Origin of the sequence: Pseudomonas sp. IAC-BECa141, assembly GCF_020544405.1 — a bacterium.
GTDB lineage: Bacteria > Pseudomonadota > Gammaproteobacteria > Pseudomonadales > Pseudomonadaceae > Aquipseudomonas.
In genome coordinates, this window is record NZ_CP065410.1 from 3,812,894 (window position 1) to 3,831,825 (window position 18,932).

21 protein-coding genes and 2 pseudogenes are annotated in these 18,932 nt (G+C 60.4%); 12 read left to right on the forward strand and 11 right to left on the reverse strand.

Annotated elements, in window-relative coordinates:
* Nucleotides 1-39: 39 nt before the first annotated feature.
* Nucleotides 40-555, forward strand: coding sequence for a methylated-DNA--[protein]-cysteine S-methyltransferase (locus I5961_RS17345; RefSeq protein ID WP_085699179.1), 516 nt, complete (start codon nucleotides 40-42; stop codon nucleotides 553-555).
* Here I5961_RS17345 and I5961_RS17350 read toward each other — a convergent pair.
* From I5961_RS17350 to I5961_RS17365, 4 genes and pseudogenes are all read right to left on the reverse strand, one after another.
* Nucleotides 552-1,142 carry an NUDIX domain-containing protein gene (locus tag I5961_RS17350; protein ID WP_085703222.1) on the reverse strand — a complete coding sequence of 197 codons (591 nt, stop codon included), beginning with the start codon at nucleotides 1,140-1,142 and terminating at the stop codon, nucleotides 552-554. The genes I5961_RS17345 and I5961_RS17350 overlap by 4 nt on opposite strands.
* Before the next feature lie 143 nt (nucleotides 1,143-1,285).
* Nucleotides 1,286-2,311 (reverse strand): annotated as a pseudogene (locus I5961_RS17355) (chitinase); the annotation flags it as partial.
* A gap of 40 nt (nucleotides 2,312-2,351) precedes the next feature.
* Complete coding sequence (locus I5961_RS17360; protein ID WP_007958235.1) at nucleotides 2,352-2,987, reverse strand: lytic polysaccharide monooxygenase auxiliary activity family 9 protein; 636 nt, start codon at nucleotides 2,985-2,987, stop codon at nucleotides 2,352-2,354.
* A gap of 223 nt (nucleotides 2,988-3,210) precedes the next feature.
* Nucleotides 3,211-3,648: a hemerythrin domain-containing protein gene (locus I5961_RS17365; protein WP_227232928.1), complete on the reverse strand. Its 438-nt coding sequence runs from the start codon at nucleotides 3,646-3,648 to the stop codon at nucleotides 3,211-3,213.
* Nucleotides 3,649-3,785: 137 nt separating this feature from the next.
* Between I5961_RS17365 and I5961_RS17370 the strand changes: the two genes are divergently transcribed.
* The gene (locus I5961_RS17370; RefSeq protein ID WP_085699171.1) at nucleotides 3,786-4,211 is read left to right on the forward strand and encodes a GNAT family N-acetyltransferase; all 426 of its coding nucleotides are present in this window, start codon (nucleotides 3,786-3,788) and stop codon (nucleotides 4,209-4,211) included.
* Between the two features lie 64 nt (nucleotides 4,212-4,275).
* Here the strand turns inward: I5961_RS17370 and I5961_RS17375 are convergent, their stop codons facing one another.
* Complete coding sequence (locus tag I5961_RS17375; protein ID WP_085699169.1) at nucleotides 4,276-4,626, reverse strand: hypothetical protein; 351 nt, start codon at nucleotides 4,624-4,626, stop codon at nucleotides 4,276-4,278.
* A gap of 135 nt (nucleotides 4,627-4,761) precedes the next feature.
* Between I5961_RS17375 and I5961_RS17380 the strand changes: the two genes are divergently transcribed.
* The 8 genes from I5961_RS17380 to I5961_RS17415 all read left to right on the forward strand — a co-directional run bounded on the left by I5961_RS17380 (nucleotide 4,762) and on the right by I5961_RS17415 (nucleotide 9,384).
* Nucleotides 4,762-5,091, forward strand: a complete 330-nt coding sequence (locus tag I5961_RS17380) for a DUF6388 family protein (RefSeq protein WP_085699167.1) — start codon at nucleotides 4,762-4,764, stop codon at nucleotides 5,089-5,091.
* Between the two features lie 24 nt (nucleotides 5,092-5,115).
* Nucleotides 5,116-5,817: a YoaK family protein gene (locus I5961_RS17385; protein ID WP_085699165.1), complete on the forward strand. Its 702-nt coding sequence runs from the start codon at nucleotides 5,116-5,118 to the stop codon at nucleotides 5,815-5,817.
* A gap of 100 nt (nucleotides 5,818-5,917) precedes the next feature.
* Nucleotides 5,918-6,310, forward strand: coding sequence for a sulfurtransferase complex subunit TusD (tusD, locus tag I5961_RS17390; protein ID WP_085699276.1), 393 nt, complete (start codon nucleotides 5,918-5,920; stop codon nucleotides 6,308-6,310).
* A 1-nt stretch (nucleotide 6,311) separates the two neighbouring features.
* Nucleotides 6,312-6,668, forward strand: coding sequence for a sulfurtransferase complex subunit TusC (gene tusC / locus I5961_RS17395; RefSeq protein ID WP_085699163.1), 357 nt, complete (start codon nucleotides 6,312-6,314; stop codon nucleotides 6,666-6,668).
* Nucleotides 6,668-6,961 carry a sulfurtransferase complex subunit TusB gene (gene tusB, locus I5961_RS17400; RefSeq protein WP_085699161.1) on the forward strand — a complete coding sequence of 98 codons (294 nt, stop codon included), beginning with the start codon at nucleotides 6,668-6,670 and terminating at the stop codon, nucleotides 6,959-6,961. Before tusC ends, tusB begins: the two co-directional genes overlap by 1 nt.
* Nucleotides 6,958-7,293, forward strand: a complete 336-nt coding sequence (locus I5961_RS17405) for a TusE/DsrC/DsvC family sulfur relay protein (protein WP_085699159.1) — start codon at nucleotides 6,958-6,960, stop codon at nucleotides 7,291-7,293. The genes tusB and I5961_RS17405 overlap by 4 nt, the downstream gene beginning before the upstream one ends.
* Nucleotides 7,290-8,291, forward strand: a complete 1,002-nt coding sequence (locus tag I5961_RS17410; protein ID WP_085699157.1) for a glycosyl transferase family protein — start codon at nucleotides 7,290-7,292, stop codon at nucleotides 8,289-8,291. The genes I5961_RS17405 and I5961_RS17410 overlap by 4 nt, the downstream gene beginning before the upstream one ends.
* A gap of 91 nt (nucleotides 8,292-8,382) precedes the next feature.
* A complete protein-coding gene (locus I5961_RS17415; RefSeq protein ID WP_085699155.1) occupies nucleotides 8,383-9,384 on the forward strand; it encodes a glutathione S-transferase family protein in 1,002 nt (333 codons plus the stop codon).
* Between the two features lie 45 nt (nucleotides 9,385-9,429).
* Here the strand turns inward: I5961_RS17415 and cysG are convergent.
* The 6 genes and pseudogenes from cysG to I5961_RS17445 all read right to left on the reverse strand — a co-directional run bounded on the left by cysG (nucleotide 9,430) and on the right by I5961_RS17445 (nucleotide 16,948).
* Nucleotides 9,430-10,823 (reverse strand): annotated as a pseudogene (cysG, locus tag I5961_RS17420) (siroheme synthase CysG).
* Nucleotides 10,824-12,104, reverse strand: a complete 1,281-nt coding sequence (serS, locus tag I5961_RS17425) for a serine--tRNA ligase (RefSeq protein ID WP_085703231.1) — start codon at nucleotides 12,102-12,104, stop codon at nucleotides 10,824-10,826. It abuts the pseudogene before it with no gap.
* Between the two features lie 15 nt (nucleotides 12,105-12,119).
* Nucleotides 12,120-12,494, reverse strand: a complete 375-nt coding sequence (crcB, locus tag I5961_RS17430) for a fluoride efflux transporter CrcB (RefSeq protein WP_227232929.1) — start codon at nucleotides 12,492-12,494, stop codon at nucleotides 12,120-12,122.
* Nucleotides 12,494-13,816, reverse strand: a complete 1,323-nt coding sequence (locus tag I5961_RS17435; protein WP_064597723.1) for a replication-associated recombination protein A — start codon at nucleotides 13,814-13,816, stop codon at nucleotides 12,494-12,496. Before I5961_RS17435 ends, crcB begins: the two co-directional genes overlap by 1 nt.
* Nucleotides 13,817-13,840: 24 nt before the next feature.
* On the reverse strand, nucleotides 13,841-14,461 hold the full coding sequence (gene lolA, locus I5961_RS17440; RefSeq protein ID WP_011334944.1) for an outer membrane lipoprotein chaperone LolA: 621 nt from the start codon (nucleotides 14,459-14,461) through the stop codon (nucleotides 13,841-13,843).
* 78 nt (nucleotides 14,462-14,539) lie between these two features.
* Complete coding sequence (locus I5961_RS17445) at nucleotides 14,540-16,948, reverse strand: DNA translocase FtsK (RefSeq protein ID WP_085687381.1); 2,409 nt, start codon at nucleotides 16,946-16,948, stop codon at nucleotides 14,540-14,542.
* A 521-nt stretch (nucleotides 16,949-17,469) separates the two neighbouring features.
* Between I5961_RS17445 and aat the strand changes: the two genes are divergently transcribed.
* Nucleotides 17,470-18,150 carry a leucyl/phenylalanyl-tRNA--protein transferase gene (aat, locus tag I5961_RS17450; RefSeq protein ID WP_227232930.1) on the forward strand — a complete coding sequence of 227 codons (681 nt, stop codon included), beginning with the start codon at nucleotides 17,470-17,472 and terminating at the stop codon, nucleotides 18,148-18,150.
* A 59-nt stretch (nucleotides 18,151-18,209) separates the two neighbouring features.
* Nucleotides 18,210-18,917 carry an arginyltransferase gene (locus I5961_RS17455; RefSeq protein ID WP_085699144.1) on the forward strand — a complete coding sequence of 236 codons (708 nt, stop codon included), beginning with the start codon at nucleotides 18,210-18,212 and terminating at the stop codon, nucleotides 18,915-18,917.
* Nucleotides 18,918-18,932 lie beyond the last annotated feature (15 nt).

Sequence of the window (18,932 nt, forward strand, 5' to 3'; positions counted from 1 at the left end):
GCTGGGCGCAGTTTTCGCCCCCGTACCGGAGTTTTTTCCATGGCCTACACGTTCATCACCCTGCCCTCGCCCGTCGGTGAGTTGAAGCTGGTCGCGAACGGTTCACGTCTGGCCGCCATCCTCTGGGAAAACGACAAACCGAACCGGGTGCGCCTCGGACCGATGAGCGAGGCACCGGACAACCCGGTGTTGATGAAAACCGCGCGACAGCTGGAAGAATATTTTGCAGGCACGCGAAACGCGTTCGATCTGGAGCTGGACTTTGCCGGCACCGAGTTCCAGAAAAAAGTCTGGGCCGCACTACTCACCATTCCGTTTGGCGAAACCCGCACCTACCGCCAGATCGCCGAACAGATCGGCCATCCGAGCGCGGTGCGTGCGGTCGGCGCGGCAAACGGGCGCAATCCGATTTCGATCATCGCGCCGTGCCATCGAGTCATCGGCGCATCAGGAAAACTGACCGGGTTTGCCGGAGGCCTGGAAGCCAAGGAGCGCTTGCTGACCCTTGAGGGTGGCCAGTGGTCGGACATTGGCAAAACCGGTGATCTGTTTTAACCGCCAAACAGGTTATTCATCGCCGCATATTGCAGCAGCATGATGGTCTTGGCATCGCAGATCTCACCACGCTGGAACGCCGCCAGCGCGTCGTCGAAACGCCACTCCAGCACTTCAAGTTCTTCGGTCTCCTCTTCCAGACCGCCCCCTTCACTGACCTTTGACGAGGCATCGTACTCGGCGATGAAAAAGTGCAACTTCTCGGTCACCGAGCCGGGACTCATGTAGGCCTCGAACACCTTCTTCACGTCATGCACGCGGTACCCGGTTTCTTCCTCGGCTTCGTCACGGATGCGCTGCTCAGGCGCCGCACCTTCAAGCAACCCGGCCGCCACTTCAATCAGCAAACCGTCGTGACCGTTGACGAACACCGGCAGGCGGAATTGTCGGGTCAGCACCACGGTGCGTTGCTCGCGGTTGAACAGCAGAATCGCCGCGCCATTGCCACGGTCGTAGACCTCGCGCGTCTGACGCTGCCAGTCACCGTTGTTGCGGCGATAGTCGAAGGTGATTTTCTTCAGCAGATACCAGTCGTGGGACAACACCTGGGTATCGACGATGTTGACCCGCTCGGTTGTGTTGGACATGACGCCTGATCCTTTTTGTCATTCGGAAGATGGCCATGGTAGGTGAAATGATGCGAACCGCCGACGAAAAAAAGCCCGGCAGCGCTACCGGGCTTTTACTTCATTGACTACTGATGAGCCACGTTCACGGTTGCTGCATCAGTGCCCTGCGCCGCAAACGGCGCCCCGTGAATCAGCGGTCCATAACGCCGACTGAACTCCCAGTTGTACGACACGCGATCCTTGCTGGTGCCGTTATCCCAGTTCACCGACCAGGTCATCAGCCCCTTGATCGGATGCCCTTTGACCGCCAGGCGTTTCATCGCGTTACCAACCACGGTCTTGTCGATCACGTAACCGGTGGCAGCGGCATCGACGTTGGCCGGCAGGCCGATGACGAATTTGTCCGCCGGGATCTTCGTGAAACCGCGAGTGCCGGTCACCAGGCTTTCGGTCAGGTAATAGAGGAAGTCCTCTTTCATCGCGTCGTTGTTCTGGGCGATCCACGCTCCATTGCCGTTATTGGCTTCCGGCACCCAGACCCCGTCGCCACCCTGGTTGTAGAACTGCGGAGCGATGAAGTCGTAATAACCTTCCAGCGCCTGCAAGTAACCGGCGTATTTGCCGGAGGTGGTCAGGTACGGAAACTCCGGCGCCATGCTGATGATGAAATGCTTGCCTTGGCCGGCGTAGTGATCCTTGACCAGTTTCAGTGCGGCGGGCAGGACGGTCTTGTTGGCAGCGAAATCAATCGCGCTCTGTTCAAGATCGATGTCCAGGCCGTCGAAGCCGTAGGTTTCCACCAGACGGATGATTTCATTGGCCAGCGGTTGCTCCTGGCCGGCGCGCAAGTCGATGTGCGCATCGGCACCGCCCAGGGAAATCAGAACGGCCCGCCCCTGACTGTTGAGCACGCCAACCTGACGGCGGAACTCGGCATCGGAGACGTTGAACGGCTTGAAGGTCGGAATCCCGCTGCCCTTCATGAAGGCCACCGCGACCACGTTGTATTCCTTCGGCACGTTTTCCAGAGCGATGTTGGCGAACTGGCCGCGCTGGTAACCATCGCTCGGTCCGGCTGGCCAGTTGTGCCAGAAGCCCATGAGGATCTTCTTGCCGGCAAGTGTCGGCATCAGCGACGCCGCGTCACTGGCCTGGTTTTTCAATAGGGTGAAGTCGATGTTTGACATGTTCTAATCCTTCAGAACCTGTGGGTTTGATGTTGCGGGCTTATTTGAAGTCCACATCGAAGGCCTGATAGAAGGCGTTGCCGGTGTTGGCGACGATCCACATCAGGACAATGACGTGATGCCCCTGCTTGTTGCCGGGAAGTTTTACGGCGTGGTTGACCTTGGCTTTCAATTCCGCCGAGTGACTGTAATAAGGCACTTGCGGATAGAAATCCTCGGCGAACGGCTGCGCCTCCAGTTGCGCTCGCGTGATGCGTTGTTTCGGGTCCCAGCCATCCTTGGTGATCAGCCAGCGGTAACCGCGGGTGGTGTGCGGCGCGGTGTACTCCCACTTGACCTCAAGGGTCTGGCCGGGGGTGACATTGAGCAGCGGCCAGGAGAACGGACGTCCGAGTTTCTTGCTCATTTCTTCTGCGGTGAAGTTCACGCAATCACGTGCGTCGTTCTTGCCGCCACTGAGAATATAGCCGTCGGCAGGCGGCACGACGCTCGGATTGTCGCTTTCGAATGGCGCGGGAAACGGGCCGGCCGCGAGTGCCGGGAAGTTCTTGCCGCCTTCCATTTCATTGACCTGCCAGCCGCCGAGCAATCCTTGCTCGATGGCCACCGCACCGCGGCTTGCAGGGGAAATGACGCGACCGTGTCGCAGTTGGGTTTGAGCTTGTGGTTGATTCATGTTTTTCACTCCGTTGATTTAAGAACTCTCCTGTCCAAGGAGAGGCCTTCAAGCTAACGGAGGGGGATTTTTTGTCCATCGGCGGTTTTGTCGCAGTCTGCCTCGACGAAATCCGAAAAACGCCGAAAACACTGTATATAAACACAGTTCATTGCGATGAAGCTCACTCAACGCATGGCAAAAGGACTACACCGCGTTATTGCAAAAACCTGCATTCAGCGGTTCAGGAAAGCTGTGCCCTGAACTCCTTTTCATATTGCCCGGCGAGCTGTTCCTTTTGCTTGTCGTCGAGCAGCTTGCCGGCCATCTGGAAGAACTTCTGCTCTTCTTCCTGCAGGTGGTGATGGACCTTCTCCGAAAGCTTTTTCGCCGTGGCCAGCCAGGCCGGACTGGACATCTCGATCTCGTCGAGTTCTTCCATCATCTCGTCCATTTCATGGTGTTCGGCAATGGCATGGCGGCTGAGGTCGATACCGTTGTCGAACTCCATCAGCGGGATATAGAAGTGGCGCTCTTCGGCCGTTTCGTGGGCCTGCAGCTCAGCCTTCAACTGCTTGTAGGCCTCGACCCTTTCCGGGGTGTCGCCGCTGGTCTCGATCAACGATTTCGCGTAGGTCCGCTGACGGTCGTGGCTTTCACGAAGGGCTTCGAAAATGTTCATGGAATCTCCCAGGCAAACGCGTTCCGGATGGACGCCCTAAAGGGCTAGACCCCGGCACAACAGCGACGGTTCCAAGCGTTTGCCTGAATCGGCTGCGGCGCGATAGGCTGCCGATTCATTACTACAAGGAAGACAACATGACGTTGCGGATCGAGCTGTCACAAGCCCCCACCGAAGAACAGCGCGCAGCCATCCTGGCGCCCCTGCGTGCCCATAACATCGCCAAGGCCGGGCCTTCGCTGTACGAACCGGTCGCTCTGCTGGTGCGCGACGATAACGACGCGATCCTCGGTGGCCTTTATGGGCACACGTTCTATCGGTGGCTGTTTATCGAGTTGCTGGCGGTGCCGGAGGAAGGTCGGGGACAGGGAATCGGCTCGAAGCTGATGCAGATGGTCGAGCAATTCGCCCGGGAAAAAGACTGCGTAGGGATCTGGCTCGATACCTTTGATTTTCAGGCGCCCGGGTTCTACAAAAAACTGGGGTATACCGAGTGTGGCGAGATTGCGGATTACCCGCTGGGGCACAAGCGGCATTTCTTCCAGAAGCGCTTGATTGATTGAATTCAGCGCCCCTCGCCCGCAGGCTGGCGCGGGGCGCGTAGCGTCAACGCATCCAGCTGCCTCTTTACAGACAGGTTGCCAGTGCCGCCAAGCGGCGCTTGGCCACAAAATCATCCTTCTGCGCGTAGTAATTCAGCACGGTGCCGGACGCCTCCGTGGTCAAGTCGACAAACGACTCCGCCGAGCGCGTATAGACCGTCGAACCGCCCTTCTTGCCCGGTTGCAGATACGCCGCCGCGTCCACGCCGAACACCGCTTCGTCCTGCCAGGCGAATTGCACACACCGGGCCACGTCTTTTTCGGGCTTGTCCGAATTCAGGGTCTTGTAAGGGGTTTGCGTGCGGGCGTCTTCCATCGCCGAACCCGCGCAACCGGCCAGCAGGGTTGCCGCCAGTGCCACCATCAGCATTCGCATTGCATTCGCTCATTCGGAAAAAAGCGGACTGTATCACCGCAACGCCAAAAAACGTTCTGCTTTACTGCATTTAGAGCGCGACACAGGGCGGCCGCTGCGGCACATTAACGGTCATCAGCCTTACAAGGAAAGCCCATGGCGCCTACTGAACAGCGACACGAACAGGCCCTGAAACTGTTTCTCGAAGCGCATGCGGAACTGCGCGAAACCCTCGACCACCTCAACCCGCTACTGGCCCAGGCCAAGGGCGAAACCCAGGCGCAGTACCGCGAAGAACGGCTGCACGAAGCTTTCGAAGCCGAGGCCGAAAGCCAAGGGTTGTTTGCCTGGGAACTGACGTTGCAGCTCACCGCCGCGACGCCCGAGGAGTACCAGGCGCAACGCCTGGAAGTGCATCGCGAAGTAGCGGAAATGGCCGGGATGGACTGGCTGGAATATTGCGATCTGTATGGCATAGAACCGTAACCCCTGCACAAGGATGCTGCCTCGATGCTGCCTTCCACCTCGACCCACCGCGCCAGCCCCGGACATCTTCACATACAGAAATGGCGCGGCCGTGTTGGCCTGGCACTGGTTGCCTGTCTGTCGGTATTGGCCGGCATGACCGACGCCATCGGCTTCATGGCCAGCGGCGATTTCGTTTCCTTCATGAGCGGCAACACAACGCGACTGGCAGTGGCGATCAGCGAGGGTGACAGCGGACTGACATTGAGGCTGATCCTGCTGGTGGCGACGTTCATTGTCGGCAATGCCCTGGGTGTCGTGGTCAGCCGACTGGGCGGACGGCGTGCGCTGCCATTGCTGCTGTCTATCGCCGCTCTGCTCTGTTTGGCGGCCTGGCCCTTTGACACGCAACTGCCTGCCCTGCTGGCGGCGATCATTGCGATGGGCATGCTCAACGCAGCGGTGGAAGAAGTGAACGGTCTGCCGGTCGGGCTGACGTATGTCACCGGCGCACTGTCACGATTCGGCCGGGGATTGGGGCGGTGGGTGCTAGGCGAACGGCGAAGTGGCTGGCGGGTGCAACTGGTGCCGTGGAGCGGGATGCTGGTCGGGGCCATTCTGGGGGCGGTGCTGGAACATCATCTGGGGCTCAAGGCGATGTTGGTCAGCGGACTGTTTGCTGGCGTTCTGGGGCTGCTGACCCTGAAAATTCCGCGGCGCTGGCAGTTGGGCTACATGCCGCGCTGACAGCCTCCTGTTCGCATCGAGACGGGCGCGGGAAACATCGACTTCGCCGCCCCGCCGAGAAAGCTTTATCATGGCCGCAGTTTTGCTGATCGAGTCCGTCATGAAGTTCGCCATTGCGCTGTTTTCCGCCGCCCATGCGCCGTCCTCGCGCCGCGCCCTGCTGTTCGCCCAGGCTGCGCTGGCCGGCGGGCATGAGATTGTCCGGCTGTTTTTCTATCAGGACGGGGTCCACAACGCGTCCGACGCCGTGGTCACGCCGCAGGACGAACTGGACCTGCCCAAGCAGTGGCGAACCTTCATCACCGAACAAAACCTCGACGGCGTGGTGTGCATCGCCGCGGCCCTGCGCCGTGGCGTGTTGAATGCCGAGGAAGCCGGACGTTATCAGCGTGACGCCGTGGCAGTCAGCGCACCGTGGGAATTGTCCGGCCTCGGTCAGTTGCATGACGCGGTGCAGGATGCCGACCGCCTGATCTGTTTCGGAGGCGCATGACATGGCCAAGTCCCTTCTGATTATCAGCCGTCAATCGCCGTGGTCCGGCCCCGGCGCCCGCGAAGCGCTGGACATCGTGCTGGCCGGTGGCGCGTTCGATCTGCCGATCGGCCTGCTGTTTCTCGACGACGGCGTGTTGCAACTCGCCGCCGGGCAGAATGCCAAGGCCCTGCAACAGAAAGACCTGAGCGCCAACCTGCAAGCATTGCCAATGTTCGGTGTCGAAGAGCTGTTCTACTGCGCCGACAGCGCCAGTGCTCGCGGCCTCGTCAATCGTTCGCTGGACGAGGCGCAGCCTTTGACCGCCGAGCAAATCACCGCCCTCATTGACCGTTACGACCAGGTGATCACCCTCTGATGTCGACTCTGCATGTGTTGTCCCATTCCCCGTTCGGCGACGAACGCCTGACCAGTTGCCTGCGTCTGCTGGGTGCCAGCGATGCGTTGTTGCTGTGTGGCGATGCCGCTTATGCGCTACAACCCGGCACTGCGCCGTTCAGTGCGCTGGAATTCCGCAAGGTGAAATTGTTCGTGCTGGCCGAAGATGCGCAAGCCCGCGCCGTGCAGGTTCCGGACTGGGCCGAAGCCATCGATTACCCGGCCTTCGTCGAACTGTCGATCCACCACGCCAAGGTCAACAGCTGGCTATGAGTGCGCTGACCGTCGGCGCTCGCGCCATTGAACTGGACAAGGACGGCTTTCTGGTCGACCTCAACGACTGGTCGGCCGAAGTCGCCAGCGCCCTCGCCGCTGCCGAAGACATCGAACTGAGCCCGGAACACTGGGAAGTCCTCGAGCTGCTGCGCAGCTTCTATGCCGAATTCCAGCTCTCCCCGGCCACCCGGCCGCTGATCAAGTACACCGCGCTCAAACTCGGCGCGGAGAAAGGCAACAGCCTGCACCTGAACCGACTGTTCAAAGGCACCCCTGCCAAACTCGCCGCGAAACTGGCGGGCCTGCCCAAACCGACGAATTGCCTATGACCGACTATCCAGCACTGACCCTCGAAACGCCCGCCGAGCATCCGTTCGCCCAGTTCGTGCGTATCCTCGGCAAGGGCAAGCGCGGCGCCCGAGACCTGACCCGCGAGGAAGCCCGGCAAGCCATGGGCATGGTGCTCGATGAAGCGGTCGAGGAAACCCAGCTCGGCGCGTTCCTGATGTTGCTGCGGCACAAGGAAGAAAGCGCCGAGGAAATGGCCGGCTTCACCGAAGCTCTGCGTGAACGCTTGCAGGCACCGGCACTGGACGTCGATCTGGACTGGCCGACCTACGCAGGCAAGAAGCGTCACCTGCCGTGGTATCTGCTGGCTGCCAAGTGCCTGGCGCAGAACGGCGTGCGCATCTTCATGCACGGGGGTGGCGCCCACACCGCCGGGCGTTTGTATTCCGAACAGTTGCTCGGTGAGCTGAACATTCCGCTGTGCCGCAACTGGCAGCAAGTCGGTGCGGCGCTGGATAACGGTGGCCTGGCGTTCATGCCACTGGTGGACTGGGCGCCGCAGCTGCAAAGGATGATCGACCTGCGCAATACCCTGGGTCTGCGCTCGCCGATCCATTCGCTGGCGCGAATCCTCAATCCACTGGGCGCGCGTTGCGGCCTGCAGAGTATTTTCCACCCCGGCTACCAAGCGGTGCATCGCGATGCCAGCGGCCTGCTCGGTGACACGGCGATCGTGATCAAGGGTGACGGCGGCGAAATCGAGATCAACCCGGATGCCGACAGTCACTTGTACGGCACCACCGGCGGCGAGAGCTGGGACGAGGAATGGCCGCAACTGTCGACGCAGCGTCATGTCAAACCGGCGTCGCTGGATGTCGAGCATCTGAAGGCGGTCTGGCGCGGCGATGTGGTCGACAGCTACCCGCAAATGGCGCTGATTTCGACCATGGCGCTGGCACTTCGTGGCCTTGGCCACTCCCGTGAACAGGCTTTCGAAACCGCCGAGAAATACTGGGCTGCGCGGGACAAATCGATTTAACCGATCATTAACGCCCGATCTTTGCGCTTTTTGTTCGAACTCATCGGAATAGACTCGGCTCCAACGAATATTGGTTTATGGAGTCTTGATCATGGGTTTACTCGTCGACGGCCGCTGGCAGGACAAGTGGTACGAAAGCAGCAAGGACGGCGCGTTCCAGCGTGAACAGGCGCAACGCCGCAATTGGGTCACTCGCAACGGCGAGCCGGGCCCCAGCGGTGAAGGCGGTTTTGCCGCCGAAGCCGGGCGTTATCACCTTTACGTCTCCCTGGCGTGTCCATGGGCTCATCGCACGCTGATCCTGCGCAAGCTCAAGGGCCTGGAAAGCCTGATCGACGTGTCAGTCGTCAGCTGGCTGATGCTGGAAAACGGCTGGACCTTCGACCAGAACCTCGGTTCGACCGGCGACAAACTCGACCACTTCGATTTCATGCATCAGCGCTACACCGCCGACACCGCCGACTACACCGGCCGCGTCACCGTACCGGTGCTATGGGACAAGAAACTGAAACGTATCGTCAGCAACGAATCGGCGGAGATCATCCGCATGTTCAACAGTGCCTTCGATGACTTGACCGGCAACGATCTGGACTTCTATCCGGCGCCATTGCGCGGCGAGATCGATGCGCTGAACGAGCGGATCTACCCTGCCGTGAACAACGGCGTGTATCGCGCCGGGTTCGCCACCTCGCAAAAAGCCTATGAAGAGGCGTTCGACGATGTGTTTGCCGAACTGGATCATCTGGAGCAGGTTCTGGGCGCCAACCGTTATCTGACGGGCGAATACCTGACTGAGGCGGACGTGCGTCTGTTCACCACGGTGATTCGTTTCGACGCGGTGTACCACGGGCACTTCAAATGCAATCTGCGGCGGATCAGCGATTATCCGAACCTGTCGAACTGGCTGCGGGAGATGTACCAGTGGCCGGGCATTGCCGAGACCGTGGATTTCCAGCACATCAAGAATCATTACTACGGCAGCCACAAGACCATCAACCCGACCGGAGTTGTGCCGAAGGGGCCGAAGCAGGATTTCACTGTTGCCCATGACCGGAACCGGTTGAGCGGGAAAGGGATCTGGCGCAGAGGTTGAAAGCAGGATTGTTCCCACAGCGTGGGAACAATCCCTTCAGAGTCGTCAGATTTGACCCTGAGCGCCCTCGAACCAGGCCAGTTTCTCGCGCAGTTGCACCACTTCGCCGACGATCACCAGCGTCGGCGCATGCACTTCATGCTCCGCCACCAGACGCGGCAGGTCGGCCAACGTGCCGGTGAAGACTCGCTGATTGACCGTGGTGCCCTGCTGGATCAGCGCGGCCGGCGTTTCGGCTGCACGACCATGCTTGATCAACTGCTCGCAAATGATCGGCAACCCCACCAGGCCCATGTAGAACACCAGCGTCTGCGCCGGCGCGACGAGGTCGGCCCATGGCAGATCGCTGGAACCGTCCTTCAGGTGGCCGGTGACGAAACGCACCGACTGCGCGTAATCGCGATGAGTCAGCGGAATCCCGGCATACGCCGCGCAACCGCTGGCCGCCGTGATGCCCGGCACCACCTGGAACGGGATGCCATGGGCCGCCAGTTCCTCGATCTCTTCGCCGCCACGGCCGAAGATGAACGGATCCCCGCCCTTCAACCGCACCACGCGCTTGCCGGCCTTGGCCAGATTCACCAGTTGCTGGTTGATCTGATCCTGCGGCACGGCGTGATCGGCGCGTCGCTTGCCGACGTAGACCCGCTCGGCATCGCGGCGGCAAAGCTCAAGAATCGCCGGAGCCACCAAGCGGTCGTACAGCACCACATCGGCTTGCTGCATCAGACGCAAGGCGCGGAAGGTCAGCAGATCCGGATCGCCCGGCCCTGCGCCCACCAGATAAACCTCGCCGGTGGTTACGCTCGCTTCGCCGTCGATTTTCGCCTGCAACAGACGCTCGGCCTCGGCGCCCTGCCCAGCCAGCTGGCGATCGGCAATCGGCCCCTGGAACACGTCCTCCCAAAAACCGCGACGTTGCTGCACATCGGGAAACAGGCCTTTGACCTGATCGCGAAACCGTGCGGCCAGACCGGCCAGATGGCCGTAGGTCGAAGGAATCCAGGTTTCGATCTTGGCGCGGATCAACCGGGCCAGCACCGGCGCATCGCCGCCACTGGAGACCGCGATGATCAGCGGCGAACGATCGACAATTGCCGGGAAGATCACGCTGCACAACGCTGGCGCATCCACCACATTGACCGGTACGCAACGCCGATGAGCATCGGCGGAGACCTGCGCGTTCAACGCTTCGTCATCGGTGGCGGCAATGATCAGCCCGCAACCGTCCAGATCCGTTTCGGCGTAGCCACGCAGCAGGCATTCGCCACCGCTGGCGGCAACCAGTTCGCGCAGTTGCGCTTCGATTTCAGGTGCAACCACCCGCAGCAGCGCACCGGCATCGGCCAGCAGGCGGGACTTGCGCAAGGCAATCTCCCCCCACCGACAACCAACACACGACTGCCGCGCAGGTTGTGAAACAGCGGCAGATATTTCATTTAGCCGATGACCTCAAGGCCACCCATGTACGGCTTCAGCACGTCCGGCACACGGATCGAACCGTCGGCCTGCTGGTAGTTTTCCAGCACGGCCACCAGAGTACGACCGACCGCCAGGCCGGAACCGTTCAGGGTGTGCACCAGCTCAGGCTTGCCGGTTTCCGGGTTGCGGAAACGCGCCTGCATGCGGCGGGCCTGGAAGTCGCCGCAGTTGGAGCACGACGAGATTTCGCGGTATTTGTCCTGGCTCGGAATCCACACTTCCAGGTCGTAAGTCTTGACCGCGCTGAAGCCCATGTCGCCGGTGCACAGCGCCAGGGTACGGTAAGGCAGACCCAGCAGTTGCAGGACCTTCTCGGCGTTGGCGGTCAGGCCTTCCAGCGCTTCCATCGACTTCGACGGCTCGACGATCTGGACCATCTCGACCTTGTCGAACTGGTGCTGACGGATCATGCCGCGGGTGTCACGACCCGACGCGCCGGCTTCGCTGCGGAAGCACGGAGTGTGGGCGACGAATTTGATCGGCAGCTGTTTCGAATCGACGATTTCACCGGCGACGATGTTGGTCAGAGACACTTCGGCGGTCGGGATCAGATACAGATCGGCTTCGCCTTCACGACCGATCTTGAACAGGTCTTCTTCGAACTTCGGCAGTTGACCGGTACCTTGCAGCGCCGGGGCCTGAACCAGATAAGGCGTGTAGGCCTCTTCATAGCCGTGCTCGGTGACGTGCAGGTTGATCATGAACTGCGCCAGCGCGCGATGCAGACGGGCAATCGGGCCGCGCAGCAGGGCGAAACGGGCGCCAGACAGCTTGGCGGCGGTTTCGAAATCGAGCCAGCCGAACTTCTCGCCCAGGGCCACGTGGTCCTGAACCGGGAAATCGAAAGCGGTCGGAGTGCCCCAGCGACGGACTTCGACGTTGCCGTCTTCGTCCTCGCCGACCGGTACCGATTCGTGCGGCAGGTTCGGGATGCCCAGCAGGATCGAATCCAGTTCGGTCTGGATCGCGTCCAGTTCGACTTTACCGGCGCTCAGTTCGCCCGCCATGCGCTCGACGTCCGCCATCAGCGGCGCAATGTCTTCGCCGCGCTGCTTGGCCTGACCGATGGATTTGGAACGCGCGTTACGCTCAGCCTGCAGTGCTTCGGTGCGGGTCTGGACGGTCTTGCGCTGTTCTTCCAGCGCTTCGATGCGCGCGACATCCAGGGCAAAGCCACGGGAAGCCAGGCGGTCCGCTACGTCCTGAAGGTTGCTACGTAACAGTTTGGGATCGAGCATGTCGGTTTCTCGTTATCAAAGTTTGGTCAGGGACAGGCCGGCCCAGGTCGCGAGCAGCCCGCCGAATACGCTGATGGCCGCATAGCCCAGGGCCAGCGGCACCTGCCCGCTTTCCAGCAGGCGCACCGTATCCAGTGAAAAGGATGAAAAAGTCGTCAGCCCCCCGAGGAAGCCGACCAGCAACCCGGCACGTACCTCGATCGGCACTTCCGGGCGTATCAAAAACAGGCCGTACAACACGCCAATCAGCAGGCAGCCCACGATATTAACGGCCAGCGTCGCGGTATAGAAGTGCCGCGGCCAATTGGCGTTGACCCAATTGCCGGTGGCGAAGCGCAACAAGGTGCCGGCAATCCCGCCGACGGAGACTGCAACGATCAATGGAACCACTATTTTCTCCGCTGCCGGGGGCTTAAACGATCAAGTTGGGCGAGATGGTTGAGCTTTTCGCCGATCTTCAACTCCAGGCCACGGGGCACCGGTTGGTAGAACGGAATCGGGTCGAGTTCTTCCGGGAAATAGTCTTCGCCGGCCGCGTAAGCATCCGGTTCGTCGTGGGCGTAACGATATTCGTCGCCGTAGCCCAATTGCTTCATCAATTTGGTCGGTGCATTGCGCAGGTGCAGCGGCACTTCCAGTGAACCATGCTCGGCGGCGGCGCGCAGCGCGGTCTTGAAGCCCATGTACACCGCATTGCTTTTCGGCGCACACGCCAGATAAGTGATGGCCTGAGCCACTGCCAACTCACCTTCCGGGCTGCCAAGACGTTCCTGCACTTCCCACGCGGCCAGGCACAGGCTCAGGGCGCGAGGATCGGCGTTGCCGATATCTTCACTGGCCATGCGCACTACGCGCCGAGCCAGGTAAAGCGGATCGCAGCCGCCATCGATCATTCGCGCAAACCAGTACAACGCGCCGTCAGGATTGGAACCGCGCACTGACTTGTGCAGCGCGGAAATCTGATCGTAGAACGCTTCGCCGCCCTTGTCGAAACGCCGGCGAGTGTCGCCGAGCAGGCTCTGCAGCAACTCGGTGCCCATTTCGCTGTGGTCTTCGGCCAGATCCGAGGCATTTTCCAGCAGGTTCAGCAGGCGCCGGCCATCGCCATCGGCGGCGGACAGCAACATCTGAAAGCCTTCATCGCTGAGGGTCAGATGACGCTTGCCCAGACCACGCTCTTCAGTCAGCGCGCGATGCACCAGTTTGCGCAACGCCGCTTCGTCGAGGCTCTTGAGCACGTAGACCCGCGCCCGCGACAGCAATGCATTGTTCAGTTCGAAAGAAGGGTTTTCGGTGGTGGCGCCAATGAAGATCAGCGTGCCGTCTTCAACGTACGGCAGGAAGGCGTCCTGTTGAGACTTGTTGAAACGGTGCACTTCATCGACAAACAGAATCGTGCGCTTGCCGTACTGGCCGGCCTGCTGCTTGGCGATTTCCACCGCCTGACGGATCTCCTTGACCCCGGCCAGGACTGCCGAGACCGTTTCGAAGTGCGCATCCGAAACTTCCGCCAGCAACCGCGCCAGCGTGGTTTTGCCCACGCCCGGCGGGCCCCAGAAGATCATCGAATGCAGGGCACCCTGCTCCAGTGCTTCGCGTAAAGGCTTGCCGCGAGCGAGCACGTGTTCCTGACCGACGTACTCATCCAGATTGGTCGCCCGTAAACGGGCGGCCAGTGGCTGGGCAATCGGTGCACTGCGAAACAGATCCATCACGAACCGTTGAAACCTCTGTGTTTATTCCTGGATCACATCGGCACCCTTCGGGATGTCGAACTTGAACTTCGATGCCGGGACCGCTTCGTTGGCCTTCACACCGGTAAACAGGATGTTGGTGCGCTGGCCGACGCTGTCGATCAGTTGCATGTCATTGACCAGACCGTTGCGGAACGACAGGCGCAGGCTGTCGAACAGGGTGTCCTTGGTTTTCGGCTTCAGGGTGAAGTCGATCACGCCACCGGCCTCTTTAGCGGTGATGTCGAAGCTCTGGCTGATCTTCGATACGTCGCCGGACAGCAACAGGGCTGGAGTCTGAGTCAGGCGCTCATCGAGCTTCTTGATGGTGGCCTGTTCCAGATCCGGGTCCCACAGGGTGACTTTCTTGCCGTCGGACACCATGGTCTGCTCGGCTGGCGCATTGGTGTGCCAGTAGAACAGGCCCGGGCGCTGCAGGGTCATGTCGCCGGTGGTTTCCTGCAACTGGGTGCCACTGCCGTCGAGGGTCAGTTGGGAAAAGTTGGCAGTCAGAGTCTTGGATGTTTCGAGCAATTGGGTCAGGCGAGCCACATCCTTGTCATCGGCGTGAGCCGTGAGGGTGGTCAGAGCCAGTACCGGCAGCAACATGCGGATAAGACGCATGGGAGTCCTCTTGAATACTCGTGGGAAAGTGGACGGCGCTTCATGCACCGTCCATTGCATTTGGATCAGGGTATCGAATCAGTCGCGTACCGGGCCAGGGGCCAGAACTTCGCGGGAACCGTTGGTGTTCATGGACGTCACGACCCCGGCCATTTCCATGGCTTCGATCATGCGCGCGGCACGGTTGTAACCGATCTTCAGCTTGCGCTGCACAGCGGAGATGGAGGCGCGGCGACTTTCCAGTACGAACTGCACGGCTTCGTCGTACAGCGCGTCGGCTTCCGGATCGTCGCCGTCTCCGCCGCCGCTGCTGCCTTCGAAACCACTGCCCGCCTCCTCGACACCGTTGAGGATGTCGTCGTTGTATTCCGGTGCGCCGCGCAGTTTCCAGGCTTCTACCACCCGGTGAACTTCATCGTCGGACACGAATGCGCCATGAACCCGGATCGGCAGACTGGTGCCCGGCGGCATGTAGAGCATGTCACCGTGACCAAGCAATTGTTCGGCGCCGCCCTGGTCGATGATGGTTCGGGAGTCGATCTTGCTCGATACCTGGAACGCCATCCGCGTCGGGATGTTGGCCTTGATCAGACCCGTGATCACGTCCACCGACGGCCGCTGGGTCGCGAGGATCAGGTGGATACCGGCCGCACGCGCCTTCTGGGCGATACGGGCGATCAGTTCTTCTACCTTCTTGCCGACGATCATCATCATGTCGGCAAACTCGTCCACGACCACAACGATGGTCGGCAGCTTCTGCAACAGCGGCGCTTCGTCGTGGATGCTTTCGCGTTTGTACAGCGGATCGCTCAGCGGTTCGCCGGCGTCCTGGGCTTCCTTGACCTTGGCGTTGAAGCCGGACAGGTTTCGCACGCCCATCTTCGCCATCAGCTTGTAGCGGCGCTCCATCTCGGCAACGCTCCAGCGCAGGGCGTTGGCGGCGTCCTTCATGTCGGTCACGACCGGGCACAGCAGGTGCGGAATGCCTTCGTAGATCGACAGTTCAAGCATTTTCGGGTCGATCATGATCAGCTTGGCGTCGTCCGGACCGGACTTGAACAGGATCGACAGAATCATCGCGTTCACGCCCACCGACTTACCGGAACCGGTGGTACCGGCTACCAGCAAGTGCGGCATCTTCGCCAGGTCGGTGATGACCGGCTTGCCGCCGATGTCGTGGCCCAGGGCCAGAGTGACCGGCGACTTGAAGTTGTCGTATTCGGATGTCGACAGCACTTCTGAGAAGCGCACGATCTGTCGGTCTTCGTTGGGAATTTCGATACCGACCGTGGTCTTGCCAGGAATCACTTCCACCACCCGGACGCTGGTCACGGCCAGCGAACGTGCAAGGTCTTTCGCCAGGTTGGCGATACGGCTGACCTTCACGCCTGCAGCAGGCTGGATCTCGTAACGGGTAATGACCGGGCCGGGATGGATGGAATCCACGGTGACTTCGACGCCGAATTCCTTGAGCTTGATCTCCAGCAAGTGGCCGACCGCCGCCAGGGATTCGGGCGAATAATTGAGTTGTTTCTTTTCCGCAGGGTCGAGAATCGAGATCGGTGGCAAGGTGCCTTCGACGGCGCTGTCGACAAACAACGGCACCTGTTTCTCTTTCTGCACGCGCTTGCTCGGCTCCGGCGCCTTGACCGGGGCCGGGGCGATGACCGGCGGCACCTGTTTCTCGCGCTCGGACATGTGCTTGCTCAGGGCCTGCTCGCGCTCGATCAGACGCTCCTTGACCTTGGCCTGCTCGCGCTTGTCGGTGACGGTCGGTGCAACCACGTCATGCACTCGATCATCGACTTCACGCAATTGCGCGACCAGTTGCTTGCGCTCGGTACGCGCCGACCACCAGCGGTTGACCGCGCCCTGGAACAGTTCGAACAGGTCGAGGGTGATCTTGCCGGTGATGTCCATCACCTTGAACCACGACAGGTCAGTGAACACCGTCAGCCCGAACAGGAACAGCGCGATGAACAGCAAAGTGCTGCCCTGTATGTTCAGAGCATTGCGGGCCAGGTCACCGAGGCTTTCACCCAGCGCACCGCCGGCGCCAGCGGGCAAACCAGTGGCCGCATGGAAGTGGATGTGCGCCAGCGCGGCGCCGGACAACACCAGGAACACCAGGCCAATCAGGCGCCAGGAAAACAGCCAGCCGCTCCACTGCCATGGCTCGTGACGCTGACGGAAGATCTGATACGCCTTGATCGCCAGCAGCAACGGGAAGATATACGCGAAGTAACCCAGCACCATGAACAGGATGTCGGCGCTGTAGGAGCCGGCCGGACCGCCGAAGTTCTGCACATCGTCGATCTTGCTGTTGTGGCTCCAGCCTGGATCGTCCTTGCCGTAAGTTAGCAACGCCATCATCAGGAACAGGCACAAGGCGCCGATGGCGATCAATGCACCTTCCTTGAGCCGGTAGTGCAACTGTTGACGCCAGAGCGGAACGACTGTTTTTGGTGCTTCCGTGGATTTCTTCAAAACGCTTCTTTTCCTGCGCCAGAGGCGCGTCCATCTATTGAATGACGATAAAAAACTGCCCGATCCAGGCAGGTAAAAAAATGACGGGCGAAACGGAGACTACTTTTAACACTGCGCCCCGCCTTTTATAAACACGGTACGCGGCGAATATTCTGTAACAGCCCGGCATTGTACGGGTTTGCGCGTTCGACGCCATGCTTCGCGGCCCCTGGTTCAAGCATAGCCAAAGGCACAAGGCCCGGCGTTCAATTTGAGCATGCATTGTCTTTTGTGACAAAGGCTTATGAGGTGTATTTGATGAACGTAGCGAAGCATTCGCGCCTCATCCCCCCTGAGCGCCACACATTGGCATCGGTCACCTTGCCCGCAGCGGTGTTGCGCCCGATTACGACCGCATCCGGATGCTCAAGTTGCAGCAGCCCAATCATCCCACTGCAACGGAGGACATTCGCGTCATTTCCCGGCACACTTTACCGCGGGCCCAGCGCCCACCGCCCTCCCCTTCTGCAAGCCCGGACGCCATGCTGACTTGGTTACAACGCAATTCACTGACTTTCCCGCCACTGGAAAAGGCCATGCGCGATCCCAACGGATTGCTGGCGGCCGGTGGCGACCTGTCCGCCGATCGCCTGATCCAGGCGTATCGCCACGGCTGCTTTCCATGGTTTTCCGAAGGTCAGCCGATTCTCTGGTGGTCGCCGGATCCGCGCACCGTACTTTTTCCCGACGAACTGCACGTCTCGCGCAGCCTCGGAAAATTGATGCGCAAACAGCGTTATCAAGTGACCTTCGATCAGGATTTCGAAGCGGTAATCCGTGCCTGTGCCGCTCCCCGGGATTACGCCGACGGCACCTGGATCACCGAAGCGATGCAGGACGCTTATGTCGAATTGCATCGACGCGGCTTTGCTCATTCAGTGGAAGTCTGGGATGAGGGCGAACTGGTCGGCGGCCTGTACGGTCTGGCGATGGGGCAACTGTTCTTCGGTGAGTCGATGTTCAGCCGCGCGGACAATGCCTCCAAGTACGGTTTTGCGACGCTGGTGCAACATCTGAAAGAAGCGGGTTTCGTATTGATTGACTGCCAGATGCCTACCGATCACCTGCACAGCCTCGGCGCCCGGGCCATTTCACGGCAGACATTCGCCGAATACCTGGCCCGGCACCTCGACCAACCCAATCATGCAACCTGGGTTTGCTGAGCGACTTTTGCGCGCGTGGCTTACACTTAATTTCACCAGCTTACCCTTGAGGGTTGATCATGACCGAGTTGGCGCGGTTGAAGTTTTATGCCACTCAGCCTCACTCTTGCAGTTATCTGCCCGAGGAACAGGCGACGACCCTGTTTCTCGACCCGAGCCAGCCCATGGATGTGCATGTCTACGCAGACCTGTCAGAAATGGGCTTTCGTCGCAGCGGCGACCATCTGTACCGCCCGCATTGCCAGAATTGCAATGCTTGCGTGCCGGCGCGCATCCCGGTGGCGCAGTTCACCCCCAACCGTCAGCAAAAACGCATTTTCAAACGCAACATCGATTTGCAGGTGCGCCCGGTCAAGCCGGCATTCAGCGAAGAATACTTCGACCTCTATCAGCGCTACATCGAACAGCGCCACGCCGACGGCGACATGTACCCGCCGAGCCGGGATCAATTCTCGACTTTTCTGGTACGCGACCTGCCCTTCTCACGCTTTTACGAGTTCCGGCTCGACGGACGGTTACTGGCGGTTGCCGTGACCGATCTGCTGCCCAACGGACTGTCGGCGGTCTATACCTTCTACGAACCGCAGGAAGAACGCCGCAGCCTGGGGCGCTACGCGATCCTCTGGCAAATCGCCGAAGCCCGGCGCCTGGGGCTTGAGGCGGTGTACCTTGGCTACTGGATCAAAAACTGCAAAAAGATGAACTACAAGACCCAATATCGGCCTATCGAACTGCTGATCAACCAGCGCTGGGTCATCCTGAACTAAACGCAAACCCTAAAC

What these genes read in the sequence shown, in the direction of transcription:
- I5961_RS17385 (WP_085699165.1), top strand. Translation starts at nt 5,116, where the DNA reads ATGCTGCCTTCCACCTCGACCCACCGCGCCAGCCCCGGACATCTTCAC.
- lolA (WP_011334944.1), bottom strand. Translation starts at nt 14,461, where the DNA reads ATGCGTCTTATCCGCATGTTGCTGCCGGTACTGGCTCTGACCACCCTC.
- I5961_RS17365 (WP_227232928.1), bottom strand. Translation starts at nt 3,648, where the DNA reads ATGAACATTTTCGAAGCCCTTCGTGAAAGCCACGACCGTCAGCGGACC.
- I5961_RS17415 (WP_085699155.1), top strand. Translation starts at nt 8,383, where the DNA reads ATGGGTTTACTCGTCGACGGCCGCTGGCAGGACAAGTGGTACGAAAGC.
- tusD (WP_085699276.1), top strand. Translation starts at nt 5,918, where the DNA reads ATGAAGTTCGCCATTGCGCTGTTTTCCGCCGCCCATGCGCCGTCCTCG.
- I5961_RS17370 (WP_085699171.1), top strand. Translation starts at nt 3,786, where the DNA reads ATGACGTTGCGGATCGAGCTGTCACAAGCCCCCACCGAAGAACAGCGC.
- tusC (WP_085699163.1), top strand. Translation starts at nt 6,312, where the DNA reads ATGGCCAAGTCCCTTCTGATTATCAGCCGTCAATCGCCGTGGTCCGGC.
- I5961_RS17375 (WP_085699169.1), bottom strand. Translation starts at nt 4,626, where the DNA reads ATGCGAATGCTGATGGTGGCACTGGCGGCAACCCTGCTGGCCGGTTGC.
- I5961_RS17360 (WP_007958235.1), bottom strand. Translation starts at nt 2,987, where the DNA reads ATGAATCAACCACAAGCTCAAACCCAACTGCGACACGGTCGCGTCATT.
- I5961_RS17345 (WP_085699179.1), top strand. Translation starts at nt 40, where the DNA reads ATGGCCTACACGTTCATCACCCTGCCCTCGCCCGTCGGTGAGTTGAAG.
- I5961_RS17455 (WP_085699144.1), top strand. Translation starts at nt 18,210, where the DNA reads ATGACCGAGTTGGCGCGGTTGAAGTTTTATGCCACTCAGCCTCACTCT.
- serS (WP_085703231.1), bottom strand. Translation starts at nt 12,104, where the DNA reads ATGCTCGATCCCAAACTGTTACGTAGCAACCTTCAGGACGTAGCGGAC.
- I5961_RS17405 (WP_085699159.1), top strand. Translation starts at nt 6,958, where the DNA reads ATGAGTGCGCTGACCGTCGGCGCTCGCGCCATTGAACTGGACAAGGAC.
- I5961_RS17350 (WP_085703222.1), bottom strand. Translation starts at nt 1,142, where the DNA reads ATGTCCAACACAACCGAGCGGGTCAACATCGTCGATACCCAGGTGTTG.
- I5961_RS17435 (WP_064597723.1), bottom strand. Translation starts at nt 13,816, where the DNA reads ATGGATCTGTTTCGCAGTGCACCGATTGCCCAGCCACTGGCCGCCCGT.
- I5961_RS17410 (WP_085699157.1), top strand. Translation starts at nt 7,290, where the DNA reads ATGACCGACTATCCAGCACTGACCCTCGAAACGCCCGCCGAGCATCCG.
- tusB (WP_085699161.1), top strand. Translation starts at nt 6,668, where the DNA reads ATGTCGACTCTGCATGTGTTGTCCCATTCCCCGTTCGGCGACGAACGC.
- aat (WP_227232930.1), top strand. Translation starts at nt 17,470, where the DNA reads ATGCTGACTTGGTTACAACGCAATTCACTGACTTTCCCGCCACTGGAA.
- I5961_RS17380 (WP_085699167.1), top strand. Translation starts at nt 4,762, where the DNA reads ATGGCGCCTACTGAACAGCGACACGAACAGGCCCTGAAACTGTTTCTC.